The sequence below is a fragment of the Nocardia sp. CY15 genome (assembly GCF_009829295.1).
Classification (GTDB): domain Bacteria; phylum Actinomycetota; class Actinomycetes; order Mycobacteriales; family Mycobacteriaceae; genus Nocardia; species Nocardia sputi.
Genome location: NZ_VUOT01000001.1, coordinates 1,177,969 through 1,191,729, shown reverse-complemented (window position 1 = coordinate 1,191,729; position 13,761 = coordinate 1,177,969). Strand labels below are relative to the sequence as shown.

The 13,761-nt window shown below is 67.8% G+C and carries 6 protein-coding genes; 4 read left to right on the top strand and 2 right to left on the bottom strand.

Annotated elements, in window-relative coordinates; all coding sequences use genetic code 11:
* Nucleotides 1-160 precede the first annotated feature (160 nt).
* The 4 genes from GVY39_RS34940 (at nt 161) to GVY39_RS05680 (ending at nt 5,818) form a co-directional block, all read left to right on the top strand.
* Nucleotides 161-295: a hypothetical protein gene (locus GVY39_RS34940; RefSeq protein ID WP_255466127.1), complete on the top strand. Its 135-nt coding sequence runs from the start codon at nt 161-163 to the stop codon at nt 293-295.
* Nucleotides 296-1,056: 761 nt separating this feature from the next.
* On the top strand, nt 1,057-3,741 hold the full coding sequence (locus tag GVY39_RS05690; RefSeq protein ID WP_159920452.1) for an ATP-binding cassette domain-containing protein: 2,685 nt from the start codon (nt 1,057-1,059) through the stop codon (nt 3,739-3,741).
* A complete protein-coding gene (locus tag GVY39_RS05685) occupies nt 3,738-4,514 on the top strand; it encodes an ABC transporter ATP-binding protein (protein ID WP_159920454.1) in 777 nt (258 codons plus the stop codon). Before GVY39_RS05690 ends, GVY39_RS05685 begins: the two co-directional genes overlap by 4 nt.
* Nucleotides 4,515-4,546: 32 nt before the next feature.
* Nucleotides 4,547-5,818, top strand: a complete 1,272-nt coding sequence (locus GVY39_RS05680; protein ID WP_159920456.1) for an ABC transporter substrate-binding protein — start codon at nt 4,547-4,549, stop codon at nt 5,816-5,818.
* 115 nt (nt 5,819-5,933) lie between these two features.
* On the opposite strand, the gene GVY39_RS05675 is transcribed toward GVY39_RS05680, so the two are convergent.
* Nucleotides 5,934-9,722 carry a multifunctional oxoglutarate decarboxylase/oxoglutarate dehydrogenase thiamine pyrophosphate-binding subunit/dihydrolipoyllysine-residue succinyltransferase subunit gene (locus tag GVY39_RS05675; RefSeq protein WP_159920458.1) on the bottom strand — a complete coding sequence of 1,263 codons (3,789 nt, stop codon included), beginning with the start codon at nt 9,720-9,722 and terminating at the stop codon, nt 5,934-5,936.
* Nucleotides 9,723-9,846: 124 nt separating this feature from the next.
* The gene (locus tag GVY39_RS05670; protein WP_159920460.1) at nt 9,847-13,719 is read right to left on the bottom strand and encodes an ABC transporter ATP-binding protein; all 3,873 of its coding nucleotides are present in this window, start codon (nt 13,717-13,719) and stop codon (nt 9,847-9,849) included.
* Nucleotides 13,720-13,761 lie beyond the last annotated feature (42 nt).

Genomic DNA, 13,761 nt, shown 5'->3' with positions numbered 1-13,761 from the left:
GGCGGTACCAGGCGAAGCCGGAGGCTGATGAGGTGACCGCGCTGCTCCGCGCCTTCTCGGACTCGTCGGTTCCCGTGCCGCGCGCGACTGAGTTCCAGTATTGGTCGGTCAGTACCGGGACCTGCGGCGGCAAGCGCCGTTTTGTGTGAGTGTCGGTGCGATGGAGGTATTCGTCGTCTCCGACGACCTGTCGGGCTTTCTCAATGTCCGCCGCAGCCTGCTGATTCCCACCGCGGAGGCGCAGCGTGAATTCCTGCGGCGGCATACTCCGCCACGAAAAGCGCTGGCACCGTAGCGTAGCCGCCTGGGTTTCAGGACGGCACCGAACCTTTGGATGATGCGGGCGTCGGTTACGCTGCGCGAAGGCGCCCTCGTAGCGTCGCCGCGCTCGGAACTGTGCACAGAGGTCGGTTTCACATCGGAAAGCCGTGCGAGGAAACGGCCATAGACGACGCACTTCTCCGCCGTGACAGTTCGGCCCAGTCAGGCGTGAACGGTCGTGCTCCGGAAACGTGAAGCCGGGCCGAACCACTCCGCCGGAGGGAGTGATCTGGCCCGGCTTTCGGATCAGGGACTACCAGTTGGCTCGAACGCTTCGGCGATGATCTCCACCTGTTCCACCGTGGACCTTGCTGGCCCCCGGGGAGCGGGGCGACATGGGCGCGGCGGGAGATACGGCACGCAGTTGGCCGTTCGGCAGATAGCTGAACTCGGCGGCTGAACCATCGACCTCGCCTTCCGACTTACGTTTTGGTCCTGTCGAATTCTGTTGCGAGGCAGAAGCCAGGGGATTGCCTGGCGTGGCGCGGGACAACGATCAACACTGACTGGCACGCGTTGACCCCAGTGCGTGTCATCTGTTCATCGAACACCGGAGACGGCATGAACAAGTCGATCGTCCAGTTGCTCCTCGATAGGACCATATACCAAAGAGCGCTGACACCCCTTTCGTGTGAGGTGGTCACGCGATAAGCAGCCGACCCGGTCGGGCCGGACTGCGCCGACGCCTCCGCACGGTCTCGCCGTGTCGATGATCAGCGAAAATTGGAGTACATCATGGCAGATCTCTTGCCGTTCGTGATCGCGGGAATCGTATCCGGCTCGGTCTATGGACTGGCCGCGGTGGGTTTGGTGCTCACTTACAAGACGTCGGGAGTCTTCAACTTCGCCCACGGTGCCATGGCTACGGTGTCGGCGTACGCGTTCTACACATTGCACGTTGTCAATGGCGTCGCCTGGCAGCTGGCCGCCGCGATCTGTGTTCTCGGCGTCGGTCCGGCCTTGGGGTTGGCGCTGGAGTTGCTGGCCCGTGTCGTCGACCGGGCGACAGTGGAATTGCGAATCGCCGCGACGGTCGGCATTCTGCTGGTTGTCGAGGCGGGGGTGACGCTGTTCTACGGGCGGACGACGACACGCATCGTTCCGATCTTTCTGCCGCAGGGCGGATTCGCCGCCTTCGGTGTGCGGGTGCAGTGGTCGGATGTCACCACGTTCGGGGTCGCGGTAGTCGCGACCGCCGCGTTGTCGGCCGCGCTGCGGTTCACGCGACGCGGCATCGCCATGCGTGCGGTCGTGGGGAATGCGGCCTTGCTGGACCTGGCCGGAACCAGCCCGGCCGGCACGCGACGATGGGCCTGGTGTGTCGGCACGGGGTTGGCGTCGCTTTCCGGCGTGCTGTTCGCGCCGTTGATTCCGCTCGATCCCATGCAGTTGACGTTGCTGGTCGTCCAGGCGTTCGGAGCGGCGGCCATCGGCCGATTCACCAGTTTGCCATGGACTTTCGGCGGAGGACTGCTCATCGGGGTGCTGGCCGCGCTGGCCACTCGCTACTTCACCACCGGGCTCGCTGCGGGAGTTCCCGCCGCATTGCCGTTCTTGGCGCTGTTCCTCGTATTGCTGGTGATGCCGCGTCGGTACCTGGTGGACCGGGACCGGGCAGTCCGGCGGATCCGATCCGGCTGGACTGCTCCGCCACTGTTGCAATCCGTTGGCGGGGCCATGGTGTTCGTGGTGCTCGCGCTGGTTCCCTCATTCGCGGGCATCCACCTGACGGATTGGACCGTGGCCCTGGCGATGACGCTCGTCCTTCTGTCGCTCGGCCTGCTGGTCCGGACGTCTGGCCAGGTCTCGCTGTGCCACGTGGCGTTCACCGCGATCGGCGCCTGCGCGTTCTCGCACTTCGCTGTCGATTGGGGGTTGCCCTGGCCGCTCGCGCTCATCGGTTGCGGACTCGTCGTCGTGCCGATCGGTGCGGTGTTGTCGATTCCAGCCATTCGCCTCAGTGGCCTGTATCTGGCGTTGGCGACCTTCGGATTCGGCGTCGTGCTGCAAGTGATGTTCTACTCCCGGCCCTATATGTTCGGCACCAGTGGTCTCGGCCTGAAGATGCCGCGCCCCAGCGTATTCGGGCTCGACTCCGACCCGGCGTTCTACCGGCTCGTGCTGGTGCTGGCCACGGTGGGCACCCTGCTGATAGTGGCGCTGGACAAGAGCAGGCTGGGACGATTGCTCCGGGGTCTGGCCGAATCGCCGACCGCCTTGCGGACCAACGGTGTCACGATCGAAGTCACGCGCGTTCTCGTCTTCTGCGTTTCGGCATTCCTAGCGGCGTTGGGAGGCGCACTCGCCGGAATGGCCCGCACCACCGCCTCGGCGATCGATTACCCGCCGCTGCTGTCGGTCACCTATTTCGCGGTCATCGTCATCGTGGTGGGCCGGGAGCCGTGGTATTCGCTGCTGGCCGCGGCGGCGCTGGTCCTGGTGCCGTCCTATGTCGCGGTCGCCGGGATGTCGCAGTGGCTCCAGGTCGTGTTCGGCATCCTGGTGGTGCTTCGTGCCGCCACCGCGAGCCGCCTGGAGGTACCCGGACCGATCCGGTCCTGGCTGGACAGCGCGTTTCGCCGCGATCGGTCATCGGCGGTCGTCGCGGCGGAAACATCCACCGCGCAGCCCGCAGCGGAGCTGGCGGTTCGCGATCTTTCGGTCCGCTTCGGTGGTGTGGTAGCCGTCGACGGCTTCTCGTTCGCGGCACGCACCGGGCGGATCATCGGGCTCATCGGCCCTAACGGGGCGGGCAAGACCACCACGTTCGATGCCTGCACCGGACTCGTCCAGGCCAGCGGCGAGGTGCGACTGCAGAACCGGGTGATCAGCCGAGCGTCGACCGCACACCGGGCGCGGCTCGGCATCGGGCGAACCTTTCAGCGGACAGAGCTGTTCGATTCCCTTACCGTCGCCGAGAACGTCGCGATAGGAGCCGAAGGCCCACTTGCCGGGGCGAACCCGCTGGCCCAATTGGTCGCGGCCCCTGGGCACTACCGCAAGACGCGCACCGCCGCGGCCTCCGCCATGGCGTTGTGCGGTATCGAATGCCTCGCGCATTCTCGTGTCGGCGCACTGTCCACCGGGCAGCGAAGACTGGTGGAACTCGCCCGATGTCTTGCCGGGCCGTATCGGATCCTGTTGCTCGACGAGCCGAGTGCGGGCCTCGATCGTTCGGAGACAGCGCTCTTCGGGCAGATCCTGCGGCATGTCGTCGCCGCACGCGGCGTCGGAATCGTCCTGGTCGAGCATGACATGTCGCTGGTGCTCGAGATCTGCGACGAGATCTTCGTACTCGACTTCGGTCACCTGATATTCCGGGGCTCGCCCGCGCAGGTCCGGGCTTCGGAGGTGGTGCAGCACGCCTACCTCGGCGAGCCGGTCACCGTCGAGCGCAGGCTGGAGGAACCCGTAGCATGAGCGGCACCGATTTCGCACTCGAATTGCGTTCGATCACAGCCGGATACGGCTCCACGATCGTCCTCAATGACGTCGACCTGGCCGTTGCGCCTCGGTCGGTCGCGGCGTTGCTCGGGCCGAACGGCGCCGGAAAGTCGACGCTGCTGCGGGTGGCCTCGGGGCTACTCCGAGCTCGATCGGGGACTGTGGCGATCGGCGGGACCGACCTGACCCGCGCTCGCCCTGCGCGCCGTGCCCGCGCGGGCCTGTGCTTGATCCCCGAGGACCGAGGGATATTCGCGGACTTGACGGTCCGGGAGAACCTTCGCCTGCTGACACCTCCGTGGCGCCGAGGTGGCGCCGACGAGGCTCTCGATGTCTTCCCGGCGCTGCGGAGGATGCTTGATCAGCGGGGAGGCTCGTTGTCGGGCGGGCAGCAGCAGATGCTGGCACTGGCTCGCGCCTGGCTGGCCGATCCGGCGGTCGTCCTGCTCGACGAGGTGTCCATGGGCCTGGCTCCGCTGGTCGTGGACGAGATCTTCACGGCGCTGCGCGAACTGCGTACCACCGGCGCGGCGATCGTGTTGGTCGAGCAGTACGTCGACCACGCCCTGACGATGGCCGACCACGTGGTTCTGCTCAGCCGCGGCACGGTCGCGTTCGCCGGACCCACCGCGGACATCGACCGAGATGCCGTGCTGCAGAGCTATCTCGGCATGGACGGCGAACGCACAGACTTGCCGGCATCGCCGGCGGGACACCCACCCGGAACTGTTGCCGGGCCATGGGCGTAGCGAACATCCGGTATCCACAGAGGAGTGGAGCAATGAAGAAGAGAAGGTTTCTGTGGTGCGTGGCGCCGGTGCTGGCGGCAGCGCTCGCGCTCACGTCGTGTTCCGCCGACTCGACGAACGACGGGTCCACATCCATCGGCCCGGTGAAGGTGTCCGACGGCGGGCTCACGGGCGACCCGATTCTGATCGGGTCGATTTGCAGCTGCACCGGCCCGGCCGCCGGATCAGTGGGACGCGCCGGCGACGTGCTGCAGTCGTGGGCGTCGTGGGTCAACGATCGTGGTGGAATCAATGGGCACCCGGTCAAAGTCATCTCCTACGACGACGAGCAGAATCCGGCCACGGCGCTGGCCGTCGCGAAGAAACTGGTCGAACAGGACAAGGTTGTCGCCATCGTCGGCCAAACCAGCCTGGTCAGTTCGAGCTGGCAAAGCTACGTCGCCGGCAAGGGCATTCCGGTGATCGGCGGACAGCCGGTCGATGCCCCGTTCATCACCGATCCGAACTTCTTCGCCTCCGGCACCACGCTGCCGGTGCTGATGCTGGGCGAGGTGGCCCAGGCAAAGAAGGCGGGCGCGAAGACCCTCGGCGTCTTCTATTGCGCCGAGATCCCGGTCTGCGAGCAACTGCCGCAGATGCTCGAGCCGATGGCCGAACAGGCTGGTCTGGGATTCGCAGCGGAGAAAGTCGCGATCGCCGCGCCGAACTACATCGCTCCCTGCCTGACATTCAAAGACAAGGGTGTCGACGCCTTGTTCTCCGCTGTCTCGGTCGAGGCGATCTCGCGTATCGCGGCATCGTGTGCGCAGCAAGGTTATAAACCGGTGCAGGCTCCTCTCGGCACGGCCCTCCAGAAAGGGTGGGCGAAGGACCCGAATTTCGAGGGCAGCATCTTCGCGAGCTCCAACGCGCTGTACACCGACGAATCCATCGCGGCTGTCAAGGACTTCAATGACGCCCTCGACAAATACATTCCGGGGCTTCGGGATAGCGCGGACTTCAGCTCACCGCTGCTGTGGCCGTGGGCAGGCGGGCAGTTGTTCCTGGCTGCGGCAAAAACCGCCAACCTCTCCCCGTCTTCGACGAGCGCGGATGTGATCAAGGGGCTGCGCGCACTGCGCGACGAGACTCTCGACGGTCTCGCTCCGCCACTGACCTTCCCGGAAGGCAGACCGGCGTTCCCGTTGTGCTATTTCACCGGAAACACCAAAGGCGGTGCATTCCATTCCGACAACGGTGGTAAGCCGACGTGCATCGACGAGGCTACTGCCGCTGCGCTGATGAAAGCGCTCGCGCCGTCCTGATCGTCGGAACTGGCCAGGCCCCGGCTTTCAGGCCGGGGCGTGGACTCCTTGGAAACGCGAAATCGGGCCGAATCGCTCTGTGGAGAGTGATTCGGCCCGATTTCAGGGTCAAGGACTACGCCGTCGGTTCGAACGCTTCGGCGATGATCTCCGCCTGCTCCACCGCGTGGACCTTGCTGGACCCCGAGGACGGGGCCGACATGGCGCGGCGGGAGATGCGGCGGAGTTTGCCGAGGCGGTCGGGGAGGACTTCCGGGAGGTTGAGGCCGAAGAACGGCCAGGCGCCCTGGTTGGCCGGTTCCTCCTGGACCCAGGCGATGTCGGTGGCGTTGGGGTAGCCGCCGAGTGCCTCGTTCAGGCGGTAGGTGGGCAAGGGATAGAGCTGTTCGACGCGCACGATGGCCACGTCTTCGCGCTTCTGCTTGGCCTTTTCGGCGGCGAGCTCATAGTAGAGCTTGCCGCTGGTCATCAGGATGCGCTTGACCTTGGCCCGGTCGCCGATGCCCTGCTCGTAGGCCGGCTCGTCGAAGACGGAGCGGAACTTGCTCTCGGTGAAGTCCTTCAGATCCGAGACCACGGCCTTGTTGCGCAGCATCGACTTCGGGGTGAAGACGATCAGCGGGCGGCGGATGCCGTCCAATGCGTGGCGGCGCAGCAGGTGGAAGTAGTTCGCCGGGGTGGACGGCACCGCGACGGTCATCGAGCCTTCCGCGCACAACTGCAGGAAGCGCTCGATGCGGCCGGAGGTGTGGTCCGGACCCTGCCCCTCGTGGCCGTGCGGCAGCAGCAGCACGACGTCGGAGAGCTGGCCCCACTTGGCCTCACCGGAGGAGATGAACTCGTCGATGATCGACTGCGCGCCGTTGACGAAGTCACCGAACTGCGCTTCCCACAACACCAGGGCGTTGGGGTTGCCCAGCGAGTAGCCGTATTCGAAGCCGACGGCGGCGAATTCGCTCAGCGCCGAGTCGTGCACGGCGAACCAGCCCGGGTTCTCGCTGCCGATGTTGTGCAGCGGGGTGTACTCCTCGGCGGTCTTGCGGTCGATGATCACCGCGTGCCGCTGGGTGAACGTGCCGCGGCGAGAGTCCTGACCGGTCAGGCGCACCGCGCGACCCTCGTCGATCAGGGTGCCGAACGCGAGCAGCTCGGCGAAGGCCCAGTCGACCTTGCCCTCGTAGGCCATCTCGCGGCGCTTCTCCAGCACCGGCTTGACGCGCGGGTGCACGTTGAAGCCCTCGGGCACGTGCAGGAACGCGTCGCCGATGCGCTGCAGGATGTGCTTGTCGACGGCGGTCACCACGGACGCGGGCACCGGCTGGTCGCCTTCGACCGATTCGCTCGGTCCCGGTGAGTATTTCTCCAGCTCACGAACCTCGTTGAACACCCGCTCCAGCTGGCCCTGGTAGTCGCGCAGCGCGTCCTCGGCCTCTTTCAGCGAGATGTCGCCACGGCCGATCAGGCTCTCGGTGTAGGCCTTGCGGACCGAGCGCTTGGTGTCGATGACGTCGTACATGTACGGCTGGGTCATCGACGGGTCGTCGCCCTCGTTGTGTCCGCGGCGGCGATAGCAGATCATGTCGATGACGACGTCCTTGCGGAACTTCTGCCGGAAGTCGACCGCCAGGCGCGCCACCCAGTCGCACGCCTCGGGGTCGTCGCCGTTGACATGGAAGATCGGCGCGCCGATGAACTTCGCGATGTCGGTGGAGTACTCGGTGGAGCGGCTGTTCTCCGGCGCGGTGGTGAAGCCGATCTGGTTGTTCACCACGATGTGGATCGTGCCGCCGACCCGGTAGCCGCGCAGGCCACCGAGGTTCAGCGTCTCGGCGACGACGCCCTGACCGGCGAACGCGGCGTCACCGTGCAGCATCAGCGGCACGACCGAGTAGCCCTCCGGCCCGTCGCCCTTGTCCAGCAGATCCTGCTTGGCGCGGACCAGGCCCTCCAGGACCGGGTCGACCGCCTCCAGGTGCGAGGGGTTGGCGGTGAGCGAGACCTCGATCTCGTTGTCACCGAACATCTGCAGGTAGGTGCCCTGCGCGCCGAGGTGGTACTTCACGTCGCCGGAGCCGTGGGTGGCGGCCGGGTTCATGTTGCCCTCGAACTCGGTGAAGATCTTCGAGTACGGCTTGCCGACGATGTTGGCCAGCACGTTGAGCCGACCGCGGTGCGGCATGCCGATGATGACCTCGTCGAGGCTGTGCTCGGCGCACTGGTCGATCACCGCGTCCATCATCGGGATGACGGCCTCGGCGCCCTCGAGCGAGAAACGCTTCTGCCCGACGTACTTGGTCTGCAGGAAGGTCTCGAAGGCCTCCGCGGCGTTCAGCCGGTTCAGGATGTACTTCTGCTGCGCGACGGTGGGCTTGGCGTGCTTCTGCTCGACCCGCTCCTGGATCCACTGCAGCTGCTCGGGATCGAGGATGTGGGTGTACTCGACGCCGACGTGGCGGCAGTACGCGTCGCGCAGAATCGACAGCACGTCGCGCAGCTTCATCTGCTCCTGGCCGTGGAAGCCCGCCACGTTGAACGTGCGGTCGAGGTCCCACAGGGTCAGGCCGTGCTGGGTGACGTCCAGGTCCGGGTGGCTGCGGAACTTGTCCTTGACCAGCCGCAGCGGATCGGTGTCGGCCATCAGGTGGCCGCGGTTGCGGTAGGCCGCGATCATCTCCAGCACGCGCGCGCTCTTGTCGACGCCGCGTTCGCGGATGTCCTTGCGCCAGCGGACCGGCTCGTAGGGCACGCCGAGACCGTGGAAGATCTCATCGAAGAAATCGTCGGAGATCAGCAGCTGGTGGATGGTGCGCAAGAAGTCGCCGGACTCCGCGCCCTGAATGATGCGGTGGTCGTAGGTGGAGGTGAGCGTCATCAGCTTGCCGACGCCCAGTTCGGCGATGCGCTCGTCGCTCATGCCCTGGAACTCGGCGGGGTACTCCATCGCGCCCGCGCCGATGATCGCGCCCTGACCGTTCATCAGGCGGGGCACCGAGTGCACGGTGCCGATGGTGCCCGGGTTGGTCAGCGAGATGGTGACACCGGAGAAGTCCTCGGCGGTGAGCTTGCCGTCGCGGGCGCGGCGGACGATGTCCTCGTAGGCGGTGTGGAACTGGCCGAAGGTCATCGCTTCGCAGCCCTTGATGGCCGCGACGACCAGCGACCGGTTGCCGTCCTTGCCGGGCAGGTCGATGGCGAGGCCGAGGTTTGTGTGCGCGGGGGTGACCGCGTGCGGCTTGCCGTCGACCTCGGCGTAGTGCCGGTTCATGTTCGGGAAGGCCTTGACCGCCTGCACGATGGCGTAGCCGAGCAGGTGGGTGAAGGAGATCTTGCCGCCCCTGGTGCGGGCGAGGTGGTTGTTGATGACCAAGCGGTTGTCGATCATCAGCTTGGCCGGGATGGCGCGCACGCTGGTCGCGGTGGGAATGCTCAGCGAGGCGGCCATGTTCTTGGCCACTGCGGCGGCGGCGCCACGCAGCACCTTGGATTCGTCGGCAGCGGTGTCGGCCTGCTTCGGGCCGGAGGTCGGCGCGGCGTTCGACGTCGGCGCCGGGGTGGTCTGCGGGGTGCGCGCGGTCACCGCGGCCGGTTTGGCGGCGGCGGGGGCGGGCTTGGCGGCAGCCGGGGCGGGCGCTTTCGGGGCCGCGGGTGGGGCGGGCTTGGCGTCGGCGGGCTTGGCGTCGTTGCGCGTGGCGGCGGGCTTGGTGGCCGTTGGAGCCGGTGCGGGAGCGGCAGCCTGCGCGGGCGCGGGCTGGCTGTTGCCGGAGTCGCCACTCGCGTCAGGCGTGTAGTCGGCCAGGAACTCGTGCCAGCTTTCGTCGACCGAGGATGGGTCTTGCTTGAACTTCTGATACATCTCGTCGACTAGCCACTGGTTCTGTCCGAACTGGGAAGTTGAGCTGCTCACAGCAGGTGTTCGCCTCTTTTCGTTCTTCGCGCTGCGACGTTTGTGACGTGCCCGGCACGGGGATCAGCGGATTGCGCGCCGATGCGCCCTATCTGAGGATAGGCCCAGCAGCAAATCGGCGGATTCACTGACCACCCGACACCCCCGACCCTATTGGTGATGACCCGGCGTCACCCGAGAATATTCCCTCCGACGACTGCGCCGCTGCCCAGAGCCGGGCATACGGTCCACCCGCCTCGAGCAACTCCGCGTGGCAGCCGAATTCCACGATCCGCCCGTGGTCGACCACGGCGATCCGGTCGGCCCGCGCGGCCGTGCCGAGCCGGTGCGCGACGATCACCGTGGTCCGGTCCCGGCTCAGCGATCGGCTCGCTGCCAGCACCGATGCCTCGGTGTCCGGGTCGAGCGTCGCGGTGGCCTCGTCGAGCAGCAGCAAGTCCGGAGCGACCAGTTCCGCGCGGGCCAGCGCGATCAGCTGCCGCTGCCCCGCCGACAGGCCGCGGCCTCGCTCGCCGACCGGCTGGTTCAGCCCGAGCGGGAGGGCGGCGATCATCTCCGTCGCACCCACCGCGGCGGCCGCGGCGGTGATCTCCTCGGGGGTCGCGGATGGTTTCCCGAATGCAATGTTGCTCGCCACGTCCCCGGTGAACAGGTGAGCTTCTTGCGGGACGATGCCCAGCCGGGAGCGGTAGTCGGCGAGGCGGTAGTCGCGGACGTCGGCGCCGTCCACGCGGATCGCGCCGTGGTCACTCGCGATCACCGAGGCTCTGTTTCTCGCCATCGCGGGACCCAGCGGGTCCGGTACGGCGAGATCGCCCGGCTTCCCGGGATGCCCGCCGGGCTCCCGTGGCAGGTCGTAGAGCCGCGCCAGCAACTTGACGACGGTCGACTTGCCCGCGCCGGTCGGCCCGACCAGAGCCAGGGTGGAACCGGCCGGGATGCGCAGCGAGACTCCGTCCAGCGCCGGGACACGACTGCCCGCGTAGTGGAAACGGACATCGTCGAAGCCCACGTCACCGCGCAGTCCCGCGGCGATCGGCACCGGGTGGGCCGGATCGGCGGCGATCGAGGACGGCGTGCGCAGCAGGTCCCCGATCCGGCGCAGGCCGACCCTGGCCTGCTGGTAACTGTCGAAGACCTGGGACAGCTGCAGGATCGGCACGAACAGCAGCTGTAGATACAGCACGAACGCGACGAGGGTGCCCGCGCTGGTCGCGCCGGTAGCGACCTCGCGCGCGCCGAAGAACACCACCACCGCCAATGCCACGTCCGCCCATCCGACGATGAACGCGAAGTACGACGCGATCGCCCGTTGGGCACGCAGCCGGCTGTTGCGATACCGCTGTGAATACTCGGCGAAGCGACGGGCGGCGCGCGGCTCGTGCCGATTGGCCTGCACCGCGCGCAAACCCGTCACGTTCTCCTGGAAGTCGGCGTTGACCGCCGACACATGCTCCCGCGAGACGGTGTACGCGGTGGATGACACCCGCCGGAACAGCACGGTCGCGACCACGAGGGCGGGCACCGTCGCCAGCACGGCGATGGCCAGCGAGACATCGATCACCAGCAACGCGACCGTGATGCCGACCAGCGTCAGCAGGCCCACCAGGCTGGTGGCGACGCCGGTCTGCAGGAAGGTCGACAGCGCGTCGACGTCGGTGGTCATCCGGGTCATGATCCGTCCGGACAGCTCGCGTTCGTAGTAGTCCAGACCGAGCCGTTGCAGGTGTGCGAAGCTGCGGACCCGCAGGGCGAACAGCACCCGCTCCCCGGTGCGCGCGGTGAGCAAGGTGGTGGCCGCTGCGACCGCCCAGCCCGCGGTGACCAGTACCGCGCCGAGCAGCGTCGCGCGGACCAGCGCGGCGGCGTCGTCGTCCAGCACGCCGCCGTCGATCGCGTAACGCACCAGCGGCGGGAAGGCGATCGCGATCGCCGCGTCCGCGGCCAGCAGCGCCATCACCGTGAGCACCAGCCTGCGGACGGGACGCAGCAGGCGGGTCAGCCGGAAACGCGGATCCGGCTCGCGCAAGCGCCGCGCGTCCTGGGCCGGTTGCTCGGTGGCGGGTGGCAGCGCCTCGATGATCCGGCGCAGTTCGGCCGTCTCGCTGATGTCGGCCGCCGCGGCGCCGAAGCGACGACCGGCGGGACCATCGCCGGCCCGGCCGTTCGAGACTGCGATCGCCTCCGGCTCGGGAGTGGGGTGCGCGGCGGGAACGGATAACCGGATAACCCGGTCGGCGTGGGCGAGCGTCGACTCCCGATGCGCGAGGATCACCGTGGTCCGTCGGCCGTCGCCGGGCAGCGCTTCGAAGATCGCGGCCTCGGTGACCGCGTCCACCGCCGAGGTGGCGTCGTCGAGCACCAGGATGCGCGGACGCGCCAGCAATGTCCTGGCCAGCGCGATGCGCTGGCGTTGGCCGCCGGAGAGCGTGAGACCGCGTTCGCCCACCACCGTGTCGTAGCCGTCCGGCAATTCGGCGATGAATTCGTCGGCCGCCGCCTGGACGGCCGCCTGCCTGATCTCCTCGTCGGTCGCGTCCGGTCGCCCGAGCGCGATATTGGCCGCGATCGTGTCGGAGAACAGGAAAGGATCGTCGAAGACGACGCCGATGGCGGCGCGCAGGTCGGCGGCGCGCAGGTCGGCGATGTCGACGCCGACGGTCTCGGCGGTGCGGGTTGTGGCGCGCGAACTCTCGTGGGCGCCGGTGAACGCGTCGGCGGTGTCGGCTCGCGAGGCCGCGTACGCGGGGACGTCGTCGGTGAACAGGCGGATGCTGCCCGAGTCGGGCGCGTAGAACCGGGGGAGCAGCAGGGCGAGCGTGGACTTGCCCGAGCCCGCCGGGCCGATGACCGCCACCGTCTCGCCGGGCCGCACCCGCAGGTCCAGTTCGCGCAGAACGGGCCGGTCGGGATCGAAACCGAAGCTCACCGCGTCGATCTCGATGCCGAGCGGTCCGTCCGGCAGCTCGACCGGGCGATCGGGGTCGGCGATGACCGGCGCGGTGTCGATCACTTGGAACACCCGCTCGGCCGCTGCCCTGGTGAGCTGAGCCATGACGATCACCGAGGAGAGGATGCGCGCGGTGCCGGTCATCACGGCGACGTAGGCGGCGAACGCGACGAAGGTGCCGATGCCGATGCTGCCGTGCAGCGCGAGCAACCCGCCGATCGCGATGACCGCGACCATCCCGATCTGGGGAATCGTCGCGACGGTCGGTGCGAATCGGGTGTCGATCCGCGCGGCGCGCATTCGCTCCGCGAACAGCTCGCGGCCGTGCCGCTCCAGCTGGTCGACCATCCGCGCTTCCTGGCCGAAGCCTTTGACCACCCGCACCCCGGTGACCGTCTCCTCGACGTGCTGGGCGAGATCGGCGGCGCGTTGCTGCGCGGACCAGGTGGCCGCGTGCAGGCGCGGTCGCATGCGATAGACCACCAGGCCGATGGCGGGCACCACCAGCAGCGCGACCGCGGCGAGCGGAGGGGACAGCCAGATCATCACCGCGGCGGCGAGACCGAATTCCAGCAACGCCATACCCGACAGCGGCACCATCGCCATCAGGCCTTGGACCAATTGGAGATCGGTGATGGATCGCGACACCACCTGGCCGGTGCGCAGGGTGTCCTGCTTGACGCCGTCCAGCCGCTGCAGGGAGCCCAGCAGGTTCACCCGCAGCGCGTGCTGCACGTCCAGGGAGAGCCGCCCGGCCAGCCAGCGCCGCCCGAATCCGGCCGCGGACCGGCTCACGGCCAGTATCAGGAGCAGGCCCGCGACGGCGCTGATGGCCCCCGTGTCACCGATCCCCGCCGCGTCGATGGCGCGTTTGGTCAGCAACGGTCCCGCGGTCTCGATGACCGCTCCGCCGAGCACCGCCGCCCCGAGGCCGGCCAGCACCGCGCGGTGCGGCAGGCATTCGGCCCACAGCCTGCGGATCCATCCCGGTCTGCGTCCCCCGTCCACGTCGCCTGTTCGCCCCCTCTGTCGTACCGCGTTCGTCATCGACGGTACCGACACCGACCGACAGCCCGTTGTTCCCGGCTG